The following is a 21,339-nucleotide window of genomic DNA, read 5'->3' on the forward strand; positions in this document are numbered from 1 at the left end:
CTGCCTCCCCCCGCCCTCCGGTTCGGACGCGAGGGTCAAGGCTCCGGAGAAGGAGCGGGCGGGGAGGGCGACGGGAGGGGCGGGTGCGCGGGCGGTGTCAGGGTGCCGGGACGTCCAGACGCGGGGAGAACGCCCCGAAGGGCAGGTCGAGGGTCTGGTCCTGGTCGCGCAGGTCGCGCAGGGACAGCTCGGCCAGGGTGATCAGGTAACCGGCCTCGGGCGGCCACACGACCGCCCAGAGCCAGTTTCCCAGTGCCTCACCCGCGTAGACGGCCCGGTCGGGGGCGGCGGTGACGCACCACAGGGCGGCCGGATGGCCCCTGACGGCGATCTTGGCGTGCGGCGGGCCCGTGTCGAACCCGGTCCCCGGATCGGTACCCTCCAGCCCCGCGAACGCCGCGCCGAGCCCCACTCCGGGCTCCTCGGCGATGATCAGCAGGTCGGCGGGACCATGGGTCAGCGAGGGACCGGAGAGCGCGACCACGGTGGCCCGCACGTCGCTGCGCTCGTCGCCCACCTCGCCGAACCCCGTGACCAGCCACCCCGTGGGCAGCGGCCAGGGGACCCAGACGGGTACGCGGGAACCTCGGGTGACGGCCTCCACCGCGGCGGAGGACGGAGGTCTGGGTGGCTGGAACGGCAGGACATCGCCGTGGGGACCGCATCTCCAGGAGCTTGACCAAGCACTCGGCGGACGAAGCGGGCCGAAACACCGTGGGCACGTAGGGGCGGCTTTCACGACTACCCACGCTGCTTCTTCGGCGGGCCATCCGTCAAGAGGCCCGGTCGTTATCACAACGTAATCTTTTCCATGTGCGCGTAAATTGTGTCGGAGCGATCATCCTTGACGGCTCGGGGCGGATGCTTCTGGTCCGCCGTGGCCGGCCGCCCGGTGAGGGCCTGTGGTCCATCCCCGGCGGGCGGGTCGAACCCGGGGAGTCCGATCCCGAGGCGGTCGCCAGGGAGGTCCTCGAGGAGACCGGCCTGACGGTCGTCCCCGGGCTCCTGGCCGGGACCGTGGACCGCCCCGGCCCCGGCGGTGTCGTCTACGAGATCCGCGACTATCTCGCCGTCGTCTCCGGTGGCACGCTCGCCGCCGGGGACGACGCCGCGGACGCCCGCTGGTTCGCCCCCGAGGAGCTTGCGCGCCTCCCCCTCGCCCCGGGCCTGCTGGACGCGCTGGTCGAGTGGGCGGTCATCGCGCCCGGGTGAGCTCACGGGGTCCGGTCACGGGACCGCCGCGAGCGTGGAGCACCGCGGTTCCCGGTGCTTCCCGGTGCTTCCCGGTGCTTCCCGGTGCTTCCCGGTGCTTCCCGGTCATCGCGACGAGGTGAGCGTGGAACGCCACAGGGTGAGGTGGTCCGCGCTGTAGGTGGTGGAGCGGCCCAGGGCCACGACCTGGCCGCCGGAGACCGCCACCGCGCCGAGCCACTGGGCGCCCTCGCCGTCCAGGCCGCCCTGGCTCGGGGTGTGGCGCTGCCACTTCAGCCCGTCCTCCGAGGTCCAGGCCGCGCTGTCTCCGGCCCCCGGCGCCCCGTGCCAGCCGACGGCCACCACGCCCTCCGGTGTCGCGGCGAGGTCCTGGACGGCGGACGCCCGGTCCGCGGGGAACCAGGAGAACTCCCAGCTCGCCCCGTTGTCGTCCGACACCGCGCCGAAGGCCTTCATGCCGTCCTCGGTCCTGGCCGTGCCCGCCGCGACGACGTACCCGCCGTACAGGACCACGTGCCGCAGGCCCGCGGACGTCGCCCCCGGGGGCAGGACCGGTTTGCGCGCGGTCCAGTTGACCCCGTCGGCCGACACCCAGACCACCCCGGTCTCGCGCTCGGCCGTGCCGGTGCCGCCGACCGCCACGTACCCGGACGAGGTCGCCGAGACGTCGTGCAGCCGCACCCCCGTACCGCCCGCGGGAAGCTTGGCCGCCCTGGAGTAGCGCTTGAGGTCGGTGGAGAACCACAGGACGGGCACGGTGGCGGCGGGTCCGCGGTCCTCGCCCGCGATGACGTAGCCGGACGGCCCCGCCGCCACCGCGTGCGGGGCGAGGAAGTCGTGGTCGCCCGCCGGAGCGAGGGGACCCAGCACCGGCACCCTGCGCCAGCTCTGGCCGTCGGAGGAGGTGAGCAGCAGCGGCTCGGTGGAGGAGGCGTCGGTCATCGTGCTGCCCGCGGCCAGCCAGCCCCGCCTGCCGTGCGCGACGTCGGCGAGCGCCTGTCGCCTGGGGCCGCCGAGGAGCTGCGCCGGGCCGCCGGCCTTCCAGTCCTCGCCGCTCGCGCTGCTCCAGATCCCGGCGTCGCCGGAGACGGCGCCGACCGCGACGAACCTGCCGTCCCCCGCGGCCACCCTGGCCGTCTCGCGGGCCGCTCTGGCGAGACCCTGGATCCCGCTCAGGGGCACCGGCCTCGGCTCGCCGCCCTCGGGCGCGGTGATGAGGACCACCCGGTTGTCCACGTCGGCGGCGCGCTCGTCGCCGCCGACGACGAGCGTGCCGGTGTCGGACAGCGCGAGTGCCCGCAGCGAGCCCGGCACCTCGCCGAGGTCGGTGGTCCTGCTCCAGTCGCGGCCGTCCTCGCTGGTGTGGACGGTGTAGCGCTCGAAGCCCGACTCGACGACCGCGGCCACCCCCGCAGAGGAGGAGGCGAGGCGCTTGACGCCCGTGCCCTCGGGCCCCAGGCCGGTGATGGTGCCGCAGGCCTTCCAGTCGGCGCCCTCGGGCGAGCAGTAGACGCGGACCTCTCCCTTGTCGCTGCGCTGCTGGGTCGGTACGAGCACGAACCCGCCGGCGGCCACGGCCAGCGCGCCCGGCTCCGGGATGACGTCGTTGAGCGCGGTGCCGGTCCGCTGCCAGCTCCTGCCCCCGTCGGCCGAGCGCAGGATGACCGAGGTGGACTGGCCCTGGGCCGGGTCGGCCAGCGCGACGACGGCGTCCCCCCTGGCGACGACCGCCTTGATGCCGCGCACCTTGTCCGGCATGCCGATCTCGCGGGTCTCCACCCGGTCCCAGGCACGCCCGTCCGGTGAGACCCAGGCGACGGCCCCGGTGGTGCCGTCGTCCAGTACTGCCGCGCCGACCGCGACGAACCCGGAGCCGGTCCTGGCCAGATCCATGATCTTGTCCCCGCGCGTGAAGGCGCCCAGCTCGCCGGGGTCGGCGGCGGTCCAGGTCTGGCCGTCGGAGCTGGTCCACAGGCCGTGCCCGGAGCCGAGGGGGTCGTTGCCCGCGGCCAGCCAGAGGCCGTCGCCGCCCGCCACCCGGCCCACCGTGGTCGGTCCCGTCTCGTATCCCTCCGAGCCGGTCACCTTGCCCAGCCGCCAGGTCGTGCCGCCGTCGGGAGAGACCAGGAACAGCGGTCTGGGGACCGGGCTGGTGGTGTCGCTGCCGACCGCGACCATGACGGAGCCCACCGAGGCCACCGCGTTGAGCACCTGGTTGGATCCGTTGCCGCCGACACCTGCCTGCGGCACGAAGTTGTCGTCGCCCGAGCTCACCTCGTCGCCGACCAGCCGGAGACCGGTGGCGAACGGGCTGCTCACCCAGCCCCACAGGACCAGGCCACCGCCGACCGCGACGGTGAGGACCAAAACCATCAGGAACGGGATCACCAGGCCCCGGCCGCGCCTGCGCCTGGTCGGGGTGGAACGGCGCACGGCGGAGGGCGCGCTGGCCGGGCGGTGGTGCCGCCCGCCGTTCGGCCCCCGCCTGTCGGGCGGGCCCTGCGCGACGAGCAGGTCGGGCCTGGCGGGCCTGCCGCCTGGCGGGCGCCCCACCCGGCGTACGGGCTCGAAGTCGTCCTCGACCGGCACGGAGGACCGCTCGGGTCCGGCAGGCCACTCAGGTCCGGGGCCGGGCGCCGATCCGCGATCCGGACCGGTGTCCGGCCTGGCCCGCGCTCCGGGTTCCGCCCTGGGCTCTGGGCCGGGTTCCGGGGCCGGTTCCGGCGTCGCCGCGATGCTCGGCTCGACCCTGATCCGGTCCTCGGGCGCGGGTGGCGGCGGAGGCTCCGTCCGTTCGTCCCTCGCCGGCTCTCGGGGGGGTGCCGAGGCGACCAGGAGATCGGGCCGCTCCGCCCTTCTCCTGCCCCTGCGCTCGGGGGCCGGCCCGGAGGCGACCAGGAGGTCCGGACGGTCCACCAGGCGCGGCCGCCCCTGCTCGGGCGTGGCGCGGCGTCCCGGCCCCGCGGGTCTCTCCTCCGCGGGCGGAGGAGAGGCGGCGGCAGGGCCGGCGGGAGGCTCCTGCGGGGGCGGCGGTCCGGCGGGCCGGGCGGGAGGCTGGGGTGCGGGGCCGTAGGGGCGGGCGTACGGGCGGCGGCGCTCGCCGCCCAGTCCCTCGGGGCGGGCCTGGGGCGGCTCGCTGTCGTCCGGGGTGGGCGCCGCGAACGGCGGGAGCATCCACGGGGAGGCCATGGGGCGCCCTCGCGCCCCGTCGTCGGAGGGGCCCGGCGGGGAGTGCTGGATCGTCGGCGGGGACGTGTGGGACTCCTGGGACCTGCCTTCGTGTACAGCATCGTCGTGAACGCCGTCGTCGTCCGCCGGCCACTCTTGCGAGCGCGGGTCGTGAGGGCCCGAGGCCACGCTCAGCACCTCCTTGCAGGAAGCCCGTTCCAGCCCGGAGTCACCACCCCGGACCGTTCCAGTCGTCTCCGTAACAGCAGGCCGCAACCCCTACGGATGCGGCAAATCGCACGCGACCCTACTACTACCCCGTTCTCCGGAAACGATCACCTCCCACGGCCGGATACCCGGCCCCGTCCGTACACAGTCAAGAGCAACACGTCCGGGCCGCGATGACGAGACCTCTCTAGTCAGATTTATCAACCGAGCGCCGGAATTGTCGGGTTTTATCCTTTAAATTTCAAAAACATCAGCCACTGGAAGATCCCCCTGAATCCTCTGTCGCGGGGACCGGACGGCCGGCGGGCCCGAGACCGCCTCGGCGCCGGCCGCCCCGCCCCCTCACGGCGTCGCGGGGCATGACCTTTTCGGCCATCAGTCACAACTTTTCCGGTTAATCCGCCTTGAATGACGCCTCGATCCGCCTAGAGTCGCGAATCACCACGATCATCAGCGGCCCGCCTCCGGCGACAAGCTCTTCGGCAAGAAGTTCTCCGCGAAGAATCCGGCTTCGTCCGCCCATGTGCGGATTAGTTCACAGACTCCCGGAACGATGGCATGTACACCTGACTTCACAACCCACCACCCCAGGGAGCAGATATGACACGGCTGGGGCCCGTATACACACTGGCGGCAGGAGCGGTGATGGCCGTCGCCCTCGGCGTGGCCAGCGCCACCACCTCACCCACCACACAGACCGTCAACGCGCAGGACGACGCACCCCCTCCGGTGGCCCAGGTCACCACGGTGGCGTCGCCGACGCCGGAGCCGGAGGTCGTCAAGACGGCCAAGCCCACCCCCGTCAAGGCCGACTACGCCGGGCGGGTCACCGGCAACGGCGGGCTGATCGCCATCTCCATCAGGAACGGCAAGGCGGTCGGCTACTTCTGCGACGGCAAGATCGAGGCCTGGATGAAGGGCAAGGCCGCCGACGGCAAGGTCACCCTGTCCGGTCGCCACGGCGCCTCGCTCACCGCCCAGCTCGGTGGCGGCAGGGCCGCGGGGAGCCTCGGTTTCGACGGCAGGAAGTGGAGCTTCAAGGCTCCGACCGTGAAGAAGCCCTCCGGCCTCTACCGGGCGACCGCGCTCGTCCGCGGCGCGAACGTCCGCGCCGGATGGATCTACCTCGACGACGGCACCAGGGTCGGCCTCACCCTCGTGGGCGACAAGGTCGCCGACGTGCCGATCCCAGAGCCGGGCGAGAACGCCGTCGTGAACGGCGTGGAGGTCGATCCGCAGGACGTCGACGAGTTCATCGAGGGGTTCTGATGAGTGACACGCAGATCACACCTGTCCAGCACCGGCAGCCGAACAACCTCGCGCCGCTCCTCGTCCCGCTCGTCGTCGGCGGGCTGGTCGCGGTCGGGCTGGGCGTCTACGGGCGGGTCCACGCGCCCACCGGGTACGCGATCGGCCTGGCCGGATTCTCCGGGGCGCTGGCCATGAAGGCCTGGCTCACCACCGGCGCGTTCCTGCTGGCACTGGTCCAGCTCTTCTCCGCACTGGTCATGTGGGGCCGGATCAAGCTGGACGTGCCGTGGATCGGGACCCTGCACCGCTGGTCGGGGCGGGTGGCGTTCATCCTGACGATCCCGGTGGCGCTCCACTGCCTGTACGCGCTGGGCACCCAGTTCGACGTGCCGCGCGTGATGATCCACTCGCTGCTCGGCTGCTTCTTCTACGGTGTCTTCACCGCGAAGATGCTGTCGCTGCCCAAGCGGGGCCTGCCCGGCTGGACCCTCCCGGTCCTCGGCGGGCTGACCTTCGTCGCCCTGACCGGCCTCTGGCTGACCTCGTCGTTCTGGTTCTTCACCACCATCGGGGTCAAGTTGTAGGCGGGGTGAAGGCCGTGGTGCGCCGCAGACCTGCGGCCCTGCCCTTCGCCGCGACCACCAGCGCCATCTTCCTGGACGCCTCGTCGATCATCTCGTCGCCGAGCATGACCGCGCCGCGCCTCTCGACCGTCGTGTAGTACTCGTACGCGTCGAGGATCAGCTCGGCGTGGTCATAGTCCTCCTGCGACGGCGAGAACACCTCGTTCGCGATCTCGATCTGGGAGGGGTGCAGCACCCACTTCCCGTCGAATCCGAGCGCCGCGGCCCGCCCCGCCACGCGGCGGAAGCCGTCCAGGTCCCTGATCGCCAGGTACGGGCCGTCGATGGCCTGCAGGTCGTGTGTCCTGGCGGCCATCAAAATCCGCATCAGGATGTAGTGGTAGGCGTCGCCCTCGGTGTAGCCGGGCGGCTGCTCCCCGACCACCAGGGTCCGCATGTTGATCGAGGCCATGAAGTCGGCCGGGCCGAACACGAGCGCCTCCAGGCGCGGGGACGCTCCGCCGATGGCGTCCACGTTGACCAGGCCCCTGGCGTTCTCGATCTGGGCCTCGATGCCGATCCGGCCGACCGGGAGGCCGTTCGCCCTCTCGATCTGGGTGAGCAGCGTGTCGAGCCACATCACCTGGGCCGCGTCCTCCACCTTGGGCAGCATCAGGCAGTCGACGAACTCCCCCGCGCCCTCCACGACCTCGATGACGTCCCGGTAGGTCCACTGGGTGCCGAGGTCGTTGACCCTGACGACCCTCGTCCTGCCCGACCAGTCGCCCTCGCGCAGGGCGGCCACGATGTTCTTGCGCGCGCCCTCCTTGGCGAGCGGCGCGACGGAGTCCTCCAGGTCGAGGAAGACCTCGTCGGCGGGGAGCCCCTGCGCCTTCTCCAGGAATCTGGGGTTGCTGCCGGGCACCGCGAGGCACGATCGTCGGGAACGCATGGGGAACACGCTAACGCCCGTCGGGGGACGGACGACAGACCGGACGGACGTTATGGCGTCCGCACAAAGACCCCGCTTCGTTCTTGGCGATGATCTCGTAGGACCCTTGCCGGAGATGTCAGAAGAATGGACATCAAGAATCTGCCAAAGGAGACACGCACCATGGCAAACGCTTCTTCGGTGGCCAGGCCCGCCGTACTGTCCGACCTCATCCCGGCCTCCCGCGTCCGCGACGTCGCGCTCGTGGCCGGTGGCGCCGCCCTGACGGGCCTGGCGGCGCAGCTCAGCTTCCCGCTGCCCGGCTCGCCGGTGCCGGTCAGCGGCCAGACCTTCGCGGTCGTGCTGGTCGGCGCCGCCCTCGGCATGAACCGCGCGGTGCTGAGCATGGCGCTCTACATGCTGGCCGGTGTCGCGGGCGTGCCGTGGTTCGCCGACGGCGCCTCCGGCTTCGGCGGAGCGTCCTTCGGGTACGTCATCGGCTTCATCGCCGCGGCGGCCGTCGTCGGCAAGCTCGCCGAGCGCGGCGGTGACCGCACCGTCCCGCGCACGATCGGCACGATGATCCTCGGCAACCTGGTCATCTACGCCTTCGGCCTGCCGGTCCTCGTCGCCGTCGCCCAGGTGGATCTCGCCACCGGCCTCGCCCTGGGCGTGGTGCCCTTCCTGCTGGGCGACGCCCTCAAGATCGTCGTCGCGGCGGGGCTGCTCCCGGCGGCCTGGAGGCTCTCGCGACGCTGACCTCGCGGCGTGTATGGCCTGTACCGCCATTCGGGGAGGCACAGGCCGTACATTCGTCTCATGGGTGTGATCGAGGAGGGCGCGAAGAAGTCGAGCGTCCTGTGGCTGTCGCTGGACCGGCCCCGGCTGGCCTGGCACACCTGGCACGACGGCGCGATCTACCTGGTCACCGGCGGGGGCGAGCAGCCGCTGCCGGGGCTGGCCGAGGCCGGGGAGGTACGGGTGACGCTGCGCAGCAAGGACAACGGCGGGCACCTGGTGGCCTTCGAGGCCTCCGTGGAGGTGGTGGACCAGGCGAAGGCCCTCGACGCGGTCGCGGCGCTCGCCAAGGAACGGCTCAACGCCCCCGACGGCACGAGGCTCCTGGAGCGCTGGGCGGCGGCCTCCAAGGTGATACGCCTGGTCCCTCGCGAACCCGCCTGACCGCCGCCGCCTTCCGGCACGACCCCGCCGGCCGCCGGGCCCATCCGGCGACGCTCATCCCGGCTCATCCCGGTCCACACCGCCTCATCCCGGCATGCCGGCTCCTCCCGGTCCACCCCGGCTTATCCCGGTTCACCCCACGGGAGCCGGTTCCCCGGTCTCTCGCACGGGTGCGGGCGCCGGCAGCGCGGCCGTGGCCCGCTGGGCCAGGTAGGCGCCGACCAGGACGATCGCCCCGCCCGCGACCTGGAAGGGCCCGAGCGCCTCGCCCAGCAGGATCCAGGCGACCACCGCCCCGGCGATGACCTCCAGCGAGGCGACCGTGGAGCCGATGGCGGCCGACAGGCGGCGGATCGCGAGAACGCCGAGGATGTAGGCGGCGGCCGTGGCGACCACGATCAGCCAGACCAGCGCCCCGACGACCGGCAGCGTGTGGCCGCCCTCGGGGGTGGCGGTCCCGCTGAGCGCCCCCCAGGGGATGTTCCACGGCCGGGAGATCGGCAGGAGCGCCACGGCGGCGCCGAGCAGGCCCCAGGCGATCAGGCCGAGCGGGTCGACGTCGTCGCCGAAGCTGTCGCTGAGCAGGAAGTATCCGGCGCAGCCCGTCATCGCGGCGAAGGCGAGCAGCAGTCCCACCGGGTCGAGGGCGAGACCCGACCAGACCTCCACCACGATGCCGAGCCCGACCACGGCGACGACGGCACCGACGAAGGCCGCCCGCGGCAGCCGTACCCGCCGGACGAACCGCACCCAGAGCACCACCACCACCGGCGAGGTGTACTCGATCAGCAGGGTGACGCCGACCGGCAGCCGGGTGATCGCCGCGAAGAACAGCGCCTGCACACCGGCGACCGCGATCATCGCGTACGCCAGGAGGAACGGCAGCCGCGAGCGGGGGATGCGCAGCGCCGAGGGCCGGGCGACCGCGAGGATGCCGACGAGCAGCAGCCCGGCGCCCGCCATGCGGACCCAGACCGCCTCCAGCGGGGCCAGTCCCGCCGCGCCCAGGTATTTGGCCATGGGTCCCGAGAAGGCGAAGCACAGGGAGGACGCGAGCGCGATCAGCAGTCCTGCACGTCTCATGACCCACCGTTTCTGTAATTACCGTTAAGCACGTTTGATGCTGGCATGTCGAGATATCGGACAGCAAGCCGATTCCGGATCGTGAGCCGGGGTGCGTGGCAGCGACCGGTCGGCCCGAGATGCGGCCTACGCTTCAGATGTGAGGATCTTCATCGCGCGTCTCGCCGGCACCCCGGTCTTCGACCCCGCCGGGGACCAGATCGGCCGGGTCCGCGACGTGGTGGTGGCCATCGCCGGCAGCACGCCGCCGCACGTGCACGGGCTGGTCGTCGAGGTGCAGCCCCGGCGCAGGGTCTTCCTGCCGATCACCCGGATACGGTCGGTCAAGGCCGGTGCCGTCGTCTTCAGCGGCCAGCTCAACATGCGCAGGTTCGAGCAGCGGGCGACCGAGACCCTGGCCATCGCCGAGCTGCTCGACCTCGGCGTGCAGGTCGACGGCGAGCGGATGACGGTCCTGGACCTGGCCATGGAGGAGACGAGAGGCTCCGAGTGGCTGATCACCAAGGTCGCGGTGGTCGGGGGTCCCCCCGGCATCGGACTGCGCCGGCGCGGCGCGACCAAGATCGTCGACTGGGGTGAGGTCCGCGGCTTCGGCGCCGTCCAGAAGGACCAGGGCGCAGCCAACCTGCTGGTCGCCTTCGAGTCGATGCGTGCCGCCGACCTGGCCGGGGCCCTGCACGAACTGCCCGACAAGCGGCGGGTCGAGGTGGCGGCGGCCCTCGACGACGTACGGCTCGCGGACGTGCTGGAGGAGCTTCCCGAACGGGACCAGATCGGCATCCTGAGCAGGCTCGCCCCCGAGCGGGCCGCGGACGTGCTGGAGGAGATGAACCCCGACGACGCGGCCGACCTGCTCCAGGATCTCCCCGCCGAGCAGGCCGAGGCGCTGATGGCGCTCATGGAGCCCGAGGAGGCCGCACCCGTCAGGCGGCTGCTGATCTACCCCGAGAACACGGCGGGCGGGATGATGACGAGCGAGCCGGTGGTCCTGCCCCCGAGCGCGACGGTCGCCGAGGCGCTGGCCAGCATCCGCCAGCGCGAGCTCACCCCGGCGGTGGCCGCGCAGGTCTACGTGGCCCGGCCGCCCGTCGAGACGCCCACCGGCCGCTTCCTCGGCCTGGCCCACTTCCAGCGGCTGCTGCGCGAGCCGCCCTCGACCCTGCTCGGCGGCATCCTGGACACCTCCCTGGACCCGATCAGGCCGGGGTTCAGCCTGAACCAGGTGACCTCCTACCTGGCCAACTACAACCTCGTCGCGGCTCCCGTGGTGAACGAGGCGGGCCGCCTGGTCGGCGCCGTCACCGTGGACGACGTACTCGACCACCTGCTGCCGGAAGACTGGCGCGAGCAGGACGACCGGCCGAGGGAGGGCGATGATGCCTGACCGCCTCGACCAGCCCAGGCAGCCCGGCCTGCGGTTGCGCCCCCACTACGACCCCGAGGCGTTCGGGCGGCTGTCGGAGCGGATCGCCCGCTTCCTCGGCACCGCCAGGTTCCTGGTCTACATGACGGGTTTCGTCGCCATCTGGGTCCTGTGGAACGCTTTCGCCCCCCAGTCGATGAAGTTCGATCCCTACCCGTTCATCTTCCTGACGCTGATCCTGTCGCTCCAGGCCTCGTACGCGGCGCCGCTGATCCTGCTCGCCCAGAACCGGCAGGACGACCGCGACCGGGTCCAGAACGAGCACGACCGCAGGGCGGCGGAGCGCAACCAGGCCGACCTGGACTACCTCACCCGGGAGATCGCCGCCCTGCGGATGGCGCTCGGCGAGGTGGCGACCCGCGACTACATCCGCTCGGAGCTGCAACGCCTGCAGGAGGACCTCCAGGAGCCCCAGGAGTCCGTGGAGTCGTGAGCCGGGGGTCGGGCGGCCCGGCCCCTCCCGCCAGGCGGACGCGCGGGCTGAGCCCGTACCCGGTGACACGGGACGGGGGGTGAGCCGGGCGGGATACCCGGCTCACCCCCCGCGGGCCTCCCGAGGATCGGAGGCTCCTGGAGATCACTCCTGGATCAGAAGAACTGATTCTCCGGCTCCGGCAGGTCCAGCTGCCTCGGGCCGCTCCACCTGGCCGTGTCCTTCGGCACGTCGGTGCTCCGCAGGGTGCTGATCGCCAGCGGCAGGAGCACCCTGCTCCCGGCCAGGTCGACGGTGACGTTCGCGCCGGTGGCCGTCTCGTCGCTGTAGGTCGCGTCGGTGCCCGCGATCACGAGGGCCAGCCTGTGCCCCTTCTTGAAGACGTAGTCCTGCGGCAGCGTCTCCCAGCTCACCCTGCCGTAGGTGCCCGCGGGCAGCGGCGAGGGCGTGCTGAGCGAGTCGCGGTTCTGCACGTCGATCCAGCCCCGGGCGACGATCTCCAGCGGGCGGGTGGCCCGGTTGGTGACGACCTGCCTGTAGCAGGCGTCGTCTTCGGCCGTGCTCTCGCCGTGGCAGCTCTCCTCGGTGACCGTGGTGATGCCCTGGCCGCGCCGCCAGTCGATCCGGGTGTCCTCGCCGAAGTCGACGAGGAGCGCGGTCAGGTTCGAGGTGGGCTTGTCGAGCGCGACGCGCAGGTCCACCACGGGCGTGCCGGACAGGCGCAGGTCCAGCGGCAGCGCGCCGGTGGTGAAGGCCACCCTGCCCGGCTTGACCGTCCCGACGTCGGCGACCATCGCCTCCTCGGACTGGCGGATGTCGGTGAACGTGGCGGTCTGGCCCTTCTTCGCCGGTACGAGGCCGAACGAGCCGTCGGCCGCGGGGCGGAAGGGGATCTTCAGGGCGAGCGGGGCGGGCCAGTCGCGCTGGGTGGTCCAGCGGTCGAGGCTGCTCTGCACGTCGGCGCGGGGCTCGCGCATGATGCCGTTCTGCACGCCGAGCAGCCAGTGGTCGAACCAGCGGTGCAGCGTGTCGACCCAGATGTCACGGCGCCCCTCGAAGTCGAAGGGATCCACGTGCTGGTACTGCCCGACCCAGATCTTGCGGGGCACGTTCCGGTCGGCCAGGGCCTTCCACCATGTGGAGAAGTTGTCGGGCATGACGTTGAGGTCGTTGACCGTGTGCACGGCGAAGACGCTGGCGCGCACCTTGGAGACGTCGGCCAGCGAGCCCGCGATGTAGTCGCGCTCGGCCCAGAAGTCGTTGTAGTTCCCGGTGTCGTCGCCGTCCTCGGCGTCCAGGCGCGCCCAGGTGGCCGCGCACTTGGCCGTGGGGTCGCTGTCGACGTAGTTGCCCAGCCACGACATGTAGTCGTAGTTGTAGATCACCCCGTTGGAGCGCTGGTACTTGTACCAGGAGCTGATCGCCGAGATCGGGACGATCGTCTCCAGTCCCTGCACGCCGGTCGCCGCCACGGCGTTGGCCAGCGTGCCGTCGTACGACTTGCCGATCATCGCGGCCTTGCCGGTGGTCCAGTCGGCGACCGCGGGCGTGCCGTCGGCGCGGTAGGCGGTGGCGCGGCCGTTCAGCCAGTCGATGACGGCCTTGCCGCCCAGCACGTCGGCCCGCCCTCCGACGTCGGGACAGCCGTCGGACCTGGTGGTCCCGATCATGTCGACGTTGAGGACGGCGTAACCGCGCGGCACGAAGTAGTTGTCGTAGTACAGGGGGAATTTCGTGACGTTCCCGGCAGCGTCGTAGACCTTCCGCTCGGCCTCGTTCCCCCGGCCGGAGTTGTCGTAGTACGGGCTCTCGTCGATGATCACCGGCACCTTGAGCCCTGGACCGGACTCCTTCGGCCTGATGATGTCGACCCGGACCCGATCCGGCCTCCCGTCGGCGTCACTGTCGACGCTCGACTCGACGTAGACGTGCTCGCGGACCGCGTCGGCGTACGAGAAGACCGGCTGGGTCCGTCCCCGCTCGACGGTGAGAGAGGGTTGGGCGGCCGCGTGGGCCGGGGTGACACCCGCCGCGACCACGATGAGGGCGGTGAGGGCTGCTCGTAACGTGGGCATCGAGCCTCCGCATTAGTCGTGAATATCCGCAATCTCCACGAGTGTCCGTATAACCGGCAAGATCCTTTATGTGTTCGACATCACTCTGGGTCTGGCATGTGACATGGCGCTCAACGGCCTTGTCCGAAGGAGGGTCAGAACGGCCGAGCCGGATCGCGGCAAGCCGGATACCCGTCATGTCGCTAGAAAGAGCCCGCGGCCGTGTCCCGGGAACGCCTCGGTGACACTCCGCGCCGGATACGGCCCGGTCCGGCCGGGAACCGCGACAGGCCGGTATGGGCGGTACCTGGACGGGACCCCGCGACCCGGGCAGGGCCGGTGCCGGCACGGGGCCGTTGCGGCTCAGGACAGGCCGGTGCCGGCCCCGCGGCTCAGTACGGGTCGGTGTCGGTCCGGGGGCCGGGGAAGAGCTTGGTCAGCATGGCCGCGCACCGCCGCAGCTCGTCGGCGTCGAGCATGTCCGGGAACTGGGCGCGGACCCCGCGCAGGTAGGTGGGGCCGGCCTCGGCCAGCCGCGCGGCGCCCGCGTCCGTCAGGACCGCGAACAGGCCGCGCGCGTCGCTCGTGCAGGCCTCGCGCTCGACCAGGCCGTCGCGCTGGAGGCGGTCGATGAGCCTGGTCAGGCCACTGCGCGAGAGCAGCACCCGGTCGGCCAGGTCGTTCATCCTCAGCCGCCGCTCGGGCGCCTCGGACAGCTGCGACAGCACCTCGTACGAAGCCAGGGCCAGGTCGTGCTCGACCAGCAGGTCGGCCTCCAGAGCCCGGGTGATGCGGACCTGGGCCCGCTGGAGCATGCGCCAGACCACCAGCTCCGCCGAGCCGAGGCTCTCTCTTGACTCGCCCGCCGTGAGGGTCACGGAGTAACCTTAGAACGTTGCACGCGCATCTACACAGCGAATTGTCCGAATTCAGTGATCGTCGCCGGATTCGGAATTCCTTCCGGTGTCCCCGGGTTCATACCATGGACTCACGACGCCGACCGTTCCCCGAGGGGATCGGCCTCCTGCCAAGCCATACGGGCACCACGACGGGCGGTTCCCGCCCGTGAGACGCCTCATCGATAACAGACAAGGAGGGACGGCATCCCCGTCGCCCCCGGGTGGCGTGATTGCCGACACTTCGATGGCACCTACCCCGGAACTGGTGATGGCCGCCCTCGCGACCGTCAACGACCCTGAGATCCGTCGGCCGATCACCGAACTCGACATGGTCAAGAGCGTCGACATCTCCCCCGAGGGAGCCGTACGTGTCGCGATCTTCCTGACGGTGTCCGGCTGTCCCATGAAGGACACCATCACCCGGGACGTCACCGGCGCGGTCTCCAAGATCGACGGAGTGACCGGCGTCTCCGTCGAGATGGACGTCATGAGCACCGAGCAGCGCAAGACGCTGCAGACCAAGCTGCGCGGCAACAAGGGGCCGGAGAAGGAGATCCCCTTCGCCCAGCCCGGCTCGCTGACCCGCGTCTTCGCGGTCGCCTCCGGCAAGGGCGGCGTCGGCAAGTCGTCCGTCACCGTCAACCTCGCCGCCGCGATGGCCGCGAGCGGCCTGAAGGTCGGCGTCGTCGACGCCGACATCTACGGTCACAGCGTTCCCCGCATGCTCGGCGTCTCCGAGCGCCCCACCAAGGTCGAGGACATGATCATGCCGCCGGTGGCGCATGACATCAAGGTCATCTCGGTCGGCATGTTCAAGCCCGAGGGCAACACCCCGGTCGTGTGGCGCGGCCCGATGCTCGACCGGGCCCTGCACCAGTTCCTGGCCGACGTCTACTGGGGCGACCTGGACGTGCTGCTGATGGACCTGCCCCCGGGGACCGGCGACATCGCGATCTCCGTGGCGCAGCGGATGCCGTCGGCGGAGCTCCTGGTGGTGACCACCCCGCAGCAGGCCGCCGCCGAGGTCGCCGAGCGCGCCGGGTCGATCGCCGTCCAGACCCACCAGCAGATCGCCGGTGTCATCGAGAACATGTCGTGGCTGCCCTGCCCGCACTGCGACGAGCGGATCTCGGTCTTCGGCGAGGGCGGCGGCCAGACCGTGGCCGACGCGCTGACCCGCACCCTCGGCTCCCGCGTGCCGCTCCTGGGCCAGGTGCCCATCGACATGCGCCTGCGCGAGGGCGGCGACGAGGGCAAGCCGCTGGTGCTGACCGACCCGGACGCCCCCGCGGCCACCGAGCTGAGCCGCATCGCCGCCTCCCTGAGCAAGAAGTCGGGCAGCATCAAGGGCCTCCAGCTCGGCATCTCGCCCACCCGGCGCGGCTGAGCCCCGGCCACCGTGGCCTCTGTGGCCACCCGTCCCGCCGGACCGGCCGCACGCCCCGGGAGAACGGACCGGCTCCACCCGGCCGGTCCGGGCTCTCCCCCGGCACGACGACGGCGGCGCCCCTTCATGGGGTGCCGCCGTCGGCCGTATGAGACGCGTGTCAGCCGGATGAGGCCCGAAGACAGGATGAGGCCCGAAGACCGGGCGAGGTCCGGCGATCAGGTCGCGTCGGAGTCGTACGGGGGGATCTCGCCGTAGCCCAGCTCGTCGGCGCCGCTCATCGCGTGGTCGGCCGGTTCGGCGGTGGCTGTGGTGGCCGAGGTGGCCGAGGTGCCGTTCCAATCGTCCTCGAGGTCGGCGGTGAGGTGCTTGCGGACGAAGTTCTTCGGGTTGAGGTCGGCCGGGTCGAAGTCGGCGAACTCGGGCCCGAGGCCCGTCCGCAGGTCGTCTCTCGCGTTGTTGGCCATCCGGCGCAGGTTGCGCAGCGTCTTGCCCGCCTGCGAGGCGGCCTGGGGAAGCTTCTCCGGGCCGAAGACGAGAAGGGCGATCACCACCAGCGCCACGATCTCAGGCCAGCCGAGTCCGAACACGGTGATCTCCTACCGGGAGGATGCCAGAAGCTCCTCTCCGGCCACACACCGGAGAGGTTCCACACTAACGCCCCTGCTCGTGAGCACGCGCCCCGCCCTCACGCTCAGGAGGGTTTGGGAGAGGGCTGCTCGGGGGCGGCGCCGACGGTCACCGTCGCGGTGTTCTCCTGGCCGCCACGCTGGTACTTGATCGAGAGCTTCTCCCCGGGGGCCCTGTTGCGGATCATGGCGATCAGCTCGTTGCCGTCCTGGAGCACGACACCCTCGACCTCCAGGATGACGTCTCCGGGCTTGAGCCCCGCCTGGGCGGCGGGACCGTTCGGCTCGACCGGCTGGGTGCCCTGCCTGGGCTCGGTGGCGATGCGCACCCCGACGCCCTGGTACGTCGGGTCGATGGCGACGCCGATCCGCGACTTCTTGGCCTTGCCCGTGGTGATCAGCTCCTGGGCGACCCGCCGGGCGTGGTTCACCGGGATGGCGAAGCCCAGGCCGATGCTGCCGCTCTGGCCGCCGACCGACCTGCCGAGCGTGGCGATCGCCGAGTTGACGCCGATGACCTCACCGTTGACGTTGACCAGCGGGCCCCCCGAGTTGCCGGGGTTGATCGCGGCGTCGGTCTGCACGGCGCTGAGCCAGGTCGCCTCGGAACTGTTCTCCTCGCCCGCCTGGACGGGACGGTTGAGCGAGCTGACGATGCCGGAGGTGACGGTGCCGGTCAGCCCCAGCGGGGATCCGATGGCGATGACCGGATCGCCCACGACCACGTTGTCGGAGTTGCCGAGGGTGATCTCGGGGGCGCCGAAGGTCTCCGCGGGCTTGACCACGGCCAGGTCGGACTCGGGATCGGTGCCCACGACGACGGCGGAGGTGGACTTGCGGTTGTTGAACTGGATCTGGATCTGGCCGCTCGGCTCGGCGTTGGCCACCACGTGGTTGTTGGTCACCACGTAGCCGCCCTTGATCAGGAAGCCGGAACCGGTGCTGGAACTCGCTCCGCCCTCGACCGCCAGCGACACCACGCTGGGCAGGACCTTCGAGGCCACACCCGCGACGGATTCGGGGGGCCGGATGCTGGAACCCGTCGGCGCCCCTCCCAGGCTGAAGGAGGGGTCGCGCCCCGAGCCCGCGGGCTTGGTGAGGAGGTAGGTGCCGACGCTGCCCAGCGTGGAGGCGAGCAGCGCGACCATCAGGGCGAGGATCACCAGCGTGGCGGTACGCGGCCCGCGCCGGACGGGCGCGGGTGGGGGCGGCGGGCCGCCGAAGCTCCCGGGAGCCCCCAGGCTCCCCGGAGGCGGCGCCCAGCCCGGTCCCATGCCGAACGCCTGGGCGGGCGGCGGGGGCGGCGGGGGTGGCGCGGCCTGGGAGGCGAAGGCCGCCGTGTCGTGCCTGGGTCTGCCCGAGGGGTCGCCCCAGTGCTCCCCGGTGAAGCCGGGATCCCGGCCGCCCTCGCCGGGCGGCACGTCCCTGTCGCCGTACCTGTCGTCGTGGCGGAGCAGCTCGGGCTGGTCCTGCCGCCCGCCCCACCGGGCGCGGTCGGGCGGGGCGCCCAGCTGGCTCCAGCCGTCGTCGCGGGGCTGCTCCGCCGGGAAGGGCCCCTCCCCGGCGGGCAGGAACTCCGGGCGGGAGAACTCAGGGCCTGAGGAGTCGGCGCGCCGGGACTCGGCAGTGCCGTGTCCGCCGTCGGTGAAGTCCGACGGCGTACGCCCCTCAGCATCGTGCGCCTCATGGGAAGTACGGGCATCGTCGGTCATCGAATACTCACTACTCCTTGCCTCGCAGGCGGCCGCTCACCGAGTCAACCCGGCAATCTTCCCCCGAGCGGCATACGAGATGTGTAAAGCACGCGTTATCCGAAGGGATTGACCCAGGAGAGCAGGCGGCTCGCGCCTCGGCCGAGCCGCGTCCAGAGATCGGGAACGGGCTCGTGCGGCAACGCCGCGACAGCGGCGTCGACCATGTCGGCCGGCGCGTCGGCAAAGACGGTGTAGACATGACCCCCACTCGCCCAGATCGTCTCCTGCCCAGCTGGGTCTCGAACCCAGATCGTATGCCCCTTGCGCTCCTCCGCATGCCAATCACGGAGGCGTTCCTCATCAAGCATCCCAGACTGGATAAAAACCGACACAACCGACAGGCCGTCTGAGTAGCCCAGATACAAGTATCCAGGAGGGATGTCGTGCGCGGCGAACAGCTCCAGACGCCCGGGCAGGGTGCGGGGGAACCGCCGGCCTTCGGCTTCCAGCCGGGGAAGCTCTGCCAGGTCCGGGCCGCCGGCGGCCATCACCGGCACCGTCCCCCTCGCCACCGGGTCGAGCGTCAGATCGACGAAGGCCCCGGCGCTGACGACCCGGCCCTCCGCGTCCATGAGCTCGCGGCGCAGCACCGGGCCCCCGGACTCGTCGAGCCAGTATCGGGCGGCGGCCGTGCCGTCGGCCCGCAGGACGTCCACGAGGCGGGCGGGGCGCCCGCAGGCGAAGCCCTCCCCCGCCGTCACGACCCGGTAGTTGCGGGCCAGGACCTCGAGCATCGCCTCGGACGGGCTGGACATGCCCCCGGCCGGGGTGCCGGGATCGGCCTTCCGCACGGAGCCTGAGGGCTCGGCGCGGACCGTCATTCCCTCCCCGGGGACGTTTCGCACCTCCAGCACCGACGCGGCGGCGCCGGAGGAGCCGTCGGCGCCCCAGGCGGTGACGTACTGGGTGCCGGAGTATCCACGGGACCGGCCCGCGACCGCCGCCTCACGGAGCAGGTGCAGGCCGGTGTCCTCGCTCTCGACGTCGTCCGGCGGCACGGCGTGCGGGGACCGGACGGCGTACGCCGGACCGCCCGCCACCAGCCCCAGCAGCAACAGGGCGGCCAGGATGACCGTGGCGGGCAGCCGGATCACGGAGAGGGGGAGAGAATCGGCGTCGCCGATCCGCCATAGGGCGCGGTGTTCCTGTGCTGGTTGGCGAACATGTCGACCGGTGGCACGACGCGAGGGTTGGGGTCGGTCCCGCCTACCACGAACAGCGTCCCGATCGCCACGGCCGCCGAGGCGACGCCCACCGCGACGTATCCCGCCCTCCGGGCACGGCGAGGGCCCCCGGAACGGCCCCGGGGCCGGTTGTCGGGGGGAGCGACGCTGTGCATGCTCGGAATGGGCGCGCCGCCGAAGGTGCGTGAGGCCGGAAAGGGGCGCTCACGCGGGGGCAGCGGGCCGCCGGGCTCCGCCATCCGCAGCAGGGACATCGTCAGGTCCGTCGGCATCGCGGGACCGTCGAGGGAGCGCAACCGGCTCTTCAGCGCCCGCATGGCGTCGACCTCGGCCCTGCAGGGGGCGCAGAAGGTCAGATGCGACAGGGCACGGTCGCGCTCGTGGTGATTCAGCTCACCGTCGACCAGTGCGGAAACGCGTTCTCCAAGGTGACTCATGCGCACTCCTTGCCAAGTGGCTCGTCGTGACATTCGTCATGACTGTGGTTTCTCATGCGAATTCCTCCCCGTGGGTAACGCTCGGGGGGAATTGGTCGTTCCGCGGCGCGCGATGCTCAAGCGCCTCACGCAGCTGCGCCCGCCCACGGTGGATCCGGCTGCGTACCGTGCCGAGCTTCACGCCCAGCGTCGCCGCGATCTCCTCGTAGGACAGCCCCTCGATGTCACACAGAACGACGGCCGCGCGGAACTCGGGCGCGAGCGCGTCGAGTGCCGCCTGGATGTCGGGCTCCAGATGGGTGTCGTCGTACACCTGTGCGGGAGAAGGCTCGCGCCCGCGCAGCCGCTCGGCGGCGTCGTCGGCGAGCCCCTCGAACCTGATGCGCTGCTTGCGCCGCGCCATGTCGAGGAACAGGTTGGTGGTGATGCGGTGCAGCCAGCCCTCGAAAGTGCCTGGCGTGTAGTTCGACAATGACCTGAAGACCCGGACGAAGACCTCCTGTGTGAGATCTTCCGCATCGTGCACGTTGCCGGTCAGCCGATAGGCCAGCCGGTAGACGCGCGCCGAGTGCGTCCGGACCACCTCCTCCCATGTAGGAGGCGTCCAATCAGACACGGGAGCTTCGGCCTGGTGGTCGGACTCCTCCACCAGCACTCCTCTCTCCGGGACCACCGCTATCGCCATAGTGCCTGGTTTCGTCCCTTCGTGCGCACTGACTACCTTCAGGACCGGCAAAGGCCGCTTAAACCGTGCAACGCACCGGGGGTGACATGAGTTCCCGATCGGGCCTGCCTCCCTTAGGCTGCGACCCAGTGCCTATATGACTGTGTACGGAGAAAGCGGGAGGAGAGGCCGATGGCAGAGACGCCGACAAGTCCGTTGGAGGCCACTCTGGCCTATGCCGACGAGTTCCACAGGGAGGACGACATCCTGCGGGCCGCGCGCATGCGCGGCGCGGAAGTGGGAGCGCCCCCGATCCTGCCCGGTGGCGGCGCCGCTCTCTGCTTCCTCGCCACCGCCATCAACGCCCGCGCCGTCGTGGAGATCGGCACCGGCTGCGGCGTCTCGGGGTTGTGGCTGCTCCGCGGCATGCGCCAGGACGGCACGCTCACCAGCGTGGACGTGGAGCCGGAGCACCAGCGGCTGGCCAGACAGAGCTTCGCCCAGGCCGGATTCTCCGGCGGCCGGATCCGCCTGATCACCGGCCGCGCCCTCGACGTGCTCCCCCGACTCTCCGACGGCGGCTACGACCTCGTCTTCTGCGACGGCGCCATGCACGAGTACGCCGACTATCTGGCCGAGTCCGTACGGCTGCTGCGGGTCGGCGGCATCGTCGTCTTCGACAACGCCCTCTGGGGCAACCGGGTGGCCGACCCCGTGCAGCGGGACCCCGACACGGTCTCCATCAGGGAGCTGGGCAAGCTGGTCCGCTCCGACGAGCGGCTCCGCCCGCTGATGATGCCCCTGGGGGACGGCATCCTGGCGGCCGTCAAGCTCGCCGACTGACACCGCCCCTCCGG

The 21,339-nt window shown here is 71.5% G+C and carries 20 protein-coding genes; 9 read left to right on the forward strand and 11 right to left on the reverse strand.

Annotation, left to right across the window (positions count from 1 at the left end; translation table 11 throughout):
• Positions 1-97 precede the first annotated feature (97 nt).
• The gene (locus tag ACTOQ2_RS17120) at positions 98-796 is read right to left on the reverse strand and encodes a DUF6758 family protein (RefSeq protein ID WP_440100531.1); all 699 of its coding nucleotides are present in this window, start codon (positions 794-796) and stop codon (positions 98-100) included.
• Between the two features lie 17 nt (positions 797-813).
• Here ACTOQ2_RS17120 and ACTOQ2_RS17125 point away from each other — a divergent pair, with 17 nt between their 5' ends.
• Positions 814-1,212, forward strand: a complete 399-nt coding sequence (locus tag ACTOQ2_RS17125; protein ID WP_440100532.1) for an NUDIX hydrolase — start codon at positions 814-816, stop codon at positions 1,210-1,212.
• A gap of 105 nt (positions 1,213-1,317) precedes the next feature.
• On the opposite strand, the gene ACTOQ2_RS17130 is transcribed toward ACTOQ2_RS17125, so the two are convergent.
• Positions 1,318-4,569 carry a hypothetical protein gene (locus tag ACTOQ2_RS17130; protein WP_440100533.1) on the reverse strand — a complete coding sequence of 1,084 codons (3,252 nt, stop codon included), beginning with the start codon at positions 4,567-4,569 and terminating at the stop codon, positions 1,318-1,320.
• A gap of 639 nt (positions 4,570-5,208) precedes the next feature.
• On the opposite strand from ACTOQ2_RS17130, the gene ACTOQ2_RS17135 reads away from it, so the two are divergent.
• Together ACTOQ2_RS17135 and ACTOQ2_RS17140 are read left to right on the forward strand one after the other, a co-directional pair.
• The gene (locus ACTOQ2_RS17135; protein ID WP_440100534.1) at positions 5,209-5,877 is read left to right on the forward strand and encodes a hypothetical protein; all 669 of its coding nucleotides are present in this window, start codon (positions 5,209-5,211) and stop codon (positions 5,875-5,877) included.
• On the forward strand, positions 5,877-6,443 hold the full coding sequence (locus ACTOQ2_RS17140; protein ID WP_362685373.1) for a DUF6529 family protein: 567 nt from the start codon (positions 5,877-5,879) through the stop codon (positions 6,441-6,443). Before ACTOQ2_RS17135 ends, ACTOQ2_RS17140 begins: the two co-directional genes overlap by 1 nt.
• On the opposite strand, the gene ACTOQ2_RS17145 is transcribed toward ACTOQ2_RS17140, so the two are convergent.
• Positions 6,433-7,374, reverse strand: coding sequence for an HpcH/HpaI aldolase/citrate lyase family protein (locus ACTOQ2_RS17145; RefSeq protein WP_440100535.1), 942 nt, complete (start codon positions 7,372-7,374; stop codon positions 6,433-6,435). The two genes, ACTOQ2_RS17140 and ACTOQ2_RS17145, sit on opposite strands and share 11 nt — an antisense overlap.
• 162 nt (positions 7,375-7,536) lie before the next feature.
• Between ACTOQ2_RS17145 and ACTOQ2_RS17150 the strand changes: the two genes are divergently transcribed.
• Positions 7,537-8,112, forward strand: coding sequence for a biotin transporter BioY (locus ACTOQ2_RS17150; protein WP_440100536.1), 576 nt, complete (start codon positions 7,537-7,539; stop codon positions 8,110-8,112).
• Between the two features lie 60 nt (positions 8,113-8,172).
• Positions 8,173-8,535, forward strand: a complete 363-nt coding sequence (locus ACTOQ2_RS17155; protein WP_440100537.1) for a hypothetical protein — start codon at positions 8,173-8,175, stop codon at positions 8,533-8,535.
• Between the two features lie 132 nt (positions 8,536-8,667).
• Here the strand turns inward: ACTOQ2_RS17155 and ACTOQ2_RS17160 are convergent, their stop codons facing one another.
• The gene (locus ACTOQ2_RS17160; RefSeq protein WP_440100539.1) at positions 8,668-9,618 is read right to left on the reverse strand and encodes an EamA family transporter; all 951 of its coding nucleotides are present in this window, start codon (positions 9,616-9,618) and stop codon (positions 8,668-8,670) included.
• A gap of 139 nt (positions 9,619-9,757) precedes the next feature.
• Here ACTOQ2_RS17160 and ACTOQ2_RS17165 point away from each other — a divergent pair, with 139 nt between their 5' ends.
• A complete protein-coding gene (locus tag ACTOQ2_RS17165; RefSeq protein ID WP_440100540.1) occupies positions 9,758-11,002 on the forward strand; it encodes a magnesium transporter MgtE N-terminal domain-containing protein in 1,245 nt (414 codons plus the stop codon).
• A complete protein-coding gene (locus tag ACTOQ2_RS17170; protein WP_440100541.1) occupies positions 10,992-11,474 on the forward strand; it encodes a DUF1003 domain-containing protein in 483 nt (160 codons plus the stop codon). The genes ACTOQ2_RS17165 and ACTOQ2_RS17170 overlap by 11 nt, the downstream gene beginning before the upstream one ends.
• 155 nt (positions 11,475-11,629) lie before the next feature.
• Here the strand turns inward: ACTOQ2_RS17170 and ACTOQ2_RS17175 are convergent, their stop codons facing one another.
• Both ACTOQ2_RS17175 and ACTOQ2_RS17180 read right to left on the reverse strand, forming a co-directional pair.
• Positions 11,630-13,549: a Xaa-Pro dipeptidyl-peptidase gene (locus ACTOQ2_RS17175; protein ID WP_440100542.1), complete on the reverse strand. Its 1,920-nt coding sequence runs from the start codon at positions 13,547-13,549 to the stop codon at positions 11,630-11,632.
• A 371-nt stretch (positions 13,550-13,920) separates the two neighbouring features.
• Entirely contained in the window at positions 13,921-14,406 is a 486-nt protein-coding gene (locus ACTOQ2_RS17180) for a MarR family winged helix-turn-helix transcriptional regulator (RefSeq protein ID WP_440100543.1), read from the reverse strand.
• A gap of 265 nt (positions 14,407-14,671) precedes the next feature.
• Here ACTOQ2_RS17180 and ACTOQ2_RS17185 point away from each other — a divergent pair, with 265 nt between their 5' ends.
• Positions 14,672-15,814: an Mrp/NBP35 family ATP-binding protein gene (locus ACTOQ2_RS17185; protein WP_440068467.1), complete on the forward strand. Its 1,143-nt coding sequence runs from the start codon at positions 14,672-14,674 to the stop codon at positions 15,812-15,814.
• A gap of 218 nt (positions 15,815-16,032) precedes the next feature.
• Here the strand turns inward: ACTOQ2_RS17185 and ACTOQ2_RS17190 are convergent, their stop codons facing one another.
• The 5 genes from ACTOQ2_RS17190 to sigE all read right to left on the reverse strand — a co-directional run bounded on the left by ACTOQ2_RS17190 (position 16,033) and on the right by sigE (position 20,503).
• Positions 16,033-16,404, reverse strand: coding sequence for a sec-independent translocase (locus tag ACTOQ2_RS17190; RefSeq protein ID WP_440100544.1), 372 nt, complete (start codon positions 16,402-16,404; stop codon positions 16,033-16,035).
• A gap of 104 nt (positions 16,405-16,508) precedes the next feature.
• Positions 16,509-18,155, reverse strand: a complete 1,647-nt coding sequence (locus ACTOQ2_RS17195; RefSeq protein ID WP_440100545.1) for a S1C family serine protease — start codon at positions 18,153-18,155, stop codon at positions 16,509-16,511.
• A 95-nt stretch (positions 18,156-18,250) separates the two neighbouring features.
• On the reverse strand, positions 18,251-19,291 hold the full coding sequence (locus ACTOQ2_RS17200) for a sigma-E factor regulatory protein RseB domain-containing protein (RefSeq protein ID WP_440100546.1): 1,041 nt from the start codon (positions 19,289-19,291) through the stop codon (positions 18,251-18,253).
• Positions 19,288-19,818 (reverse strand): anti-sigma factor family protein, encoded by a 531-nt coding sequence (locus ACTOQ2_RS17205; RefSeq protein ID WP_440068460.1) that lies wholly within the window; start codon positions 19,816-19,818, stop codon positions 19,288-19,290. Before ACTOQ2_RS17205 ends, ACTOQ2_RS17200 begins: the two co-directional genes overlap by 4 nt.
• Positions 19,819-19,870: 52 nt before the next feature.
• Positions 19,871-20,503, reverse strand: a complete 633-nt coding sequence (sigE, locus tag ACTOQ2_RS17210) for an RNA polymerase sigma factor SigE (protein ID WP_329085768.1) — start codon at positions 20,501-20,503, stop codon at positions 19,871-19,873.
• Positions 20,504-20,674: 171 nt separating this feature from the next.
• Between sigE and ACTOQ2_RS17215 the strand changes: the two genes are divergently transcribed.
• Positions 20,675-21,325 carry an O-methyltransferase gene (locus ACTOQ2_RS17215; protein WP_440068458.1) on the forward strand — a complete coding sequence of 217 codons (651 nt, stop codon included), beginning with the start codon at positions 20,675-20,677 and terminating at the stop codon, positions 21,323-21,325.
• Positions 21,326-21,339 lie beyond the last annotated feature (14 nt).

This window comes from Streptosporangium sp. H16, from assembly GCF_051918855.1.
In the GTDB taxonomy this organism is placed as follows: Bacteria; Actinomycetota; Actinomycetes; order Streptosporangiales; family Streptosporangiaceae; genus Streptosporangium.

Excerpts from the sequence above, each read along its gene's own strand:
- ACTOQ2_RS17150 (WP_440100536.1), top strand. The coding sequence starts at position 7,537 with ATGGCAAACGCTTCTTCGGTGGCCAGGCCCGCCGTACTGTCCGACCTC.
- ACTOQ2_RS17195 (WP_440100545.1), bottom strand. The coding sequence starts at position 18,155 with ATGACCGACGATGCCCGTACTTCCCATGAGGCGCACGATGCTGAGGGG.
- ACTOQ2_RS17185 (WP_440068467.1), top strand. The coding sequence starts at position 14,672 with ATGGCACCTACCCCGGAACTGGTGATGGCCGCCCTCGCGACCGTCAAC.
- ACTOQ2_RS17170 (WP_440100541.1), top strand. The coding sequence starts at position 10,992 with ATGATGCCTGACCGCCTCGACCAGCCCAGGCAGCCCGGCCTGCGGTTG.
- ACTOQ2_RS17145 (WP_440100535.1), bottom strand. The coding sequence starts at position 7,374 with ATGCGTTCCCGACGATCGTGCCTCGCGGTGCCCGGCAGCAACCCCAGA.
- sigE (WP_329085768.1), bottom strand. The coding sequence starts at position 20,503 with ATGGCGATAGCGGTGGTCCCGGAGAGAGGAGTGCTGGTGGAGGAGTCC.
- ACTOQ2_RS17135 (WP_440100534.1), top strand. The coding sequence starts at position 5,209 with ATGACACGGCTGGGGCCCGTATACACACTGGCGGCAGGAGCGGTGATG.
- ACTOQ2_RS17140 (WP_362685373.1), top strand. The coding sequence starts at position 5,877 with ATGAGTGACACGCAGATCACACCTGTCCAGCACCGGCAGCCGAACAAC.
- ACTOQ2_RS17215 (WP_440068458.1), top strand. The coding sequence starts at position 20,675 with ATGGCAGAGACGCCGACAAGTCCGTTGGAGGCCACTCTGGCCTATGCC.
- ACTOQ2_RS17175 (WP_440100542.1), bottom strand. The coding sequence starts at position 13,549 with ATGCCCACGTTACGAGCAGCCCTCACCGCCCTCATCGTGGTCGCGGCG.
- ACTOQ2_RS17205 (WP_440068460.1), bottom strand. The coding sequence starts at position 19,818 with ATGAGTCACCTTGGAGAACGCGTTTCCGCACTGGTCGACGGTGAGCTG.
- ACTOQ2_RS17160 (WP_440100539.1), bottom strand. The coding sequence starts at position 9,618 with ATGAGACGTGCAGGACTGCTGATCGCGCTCGCGTCCTCCCTGTGCTTC.
- ACTOQ2_RS17155 (WP_440100537.1), top strand. The coding sequence starts at position 8,173 with ATGGGTGTGATCGAGGAGGGCGCGAAGAAGTCGAGCGTCCTGTGGCTG.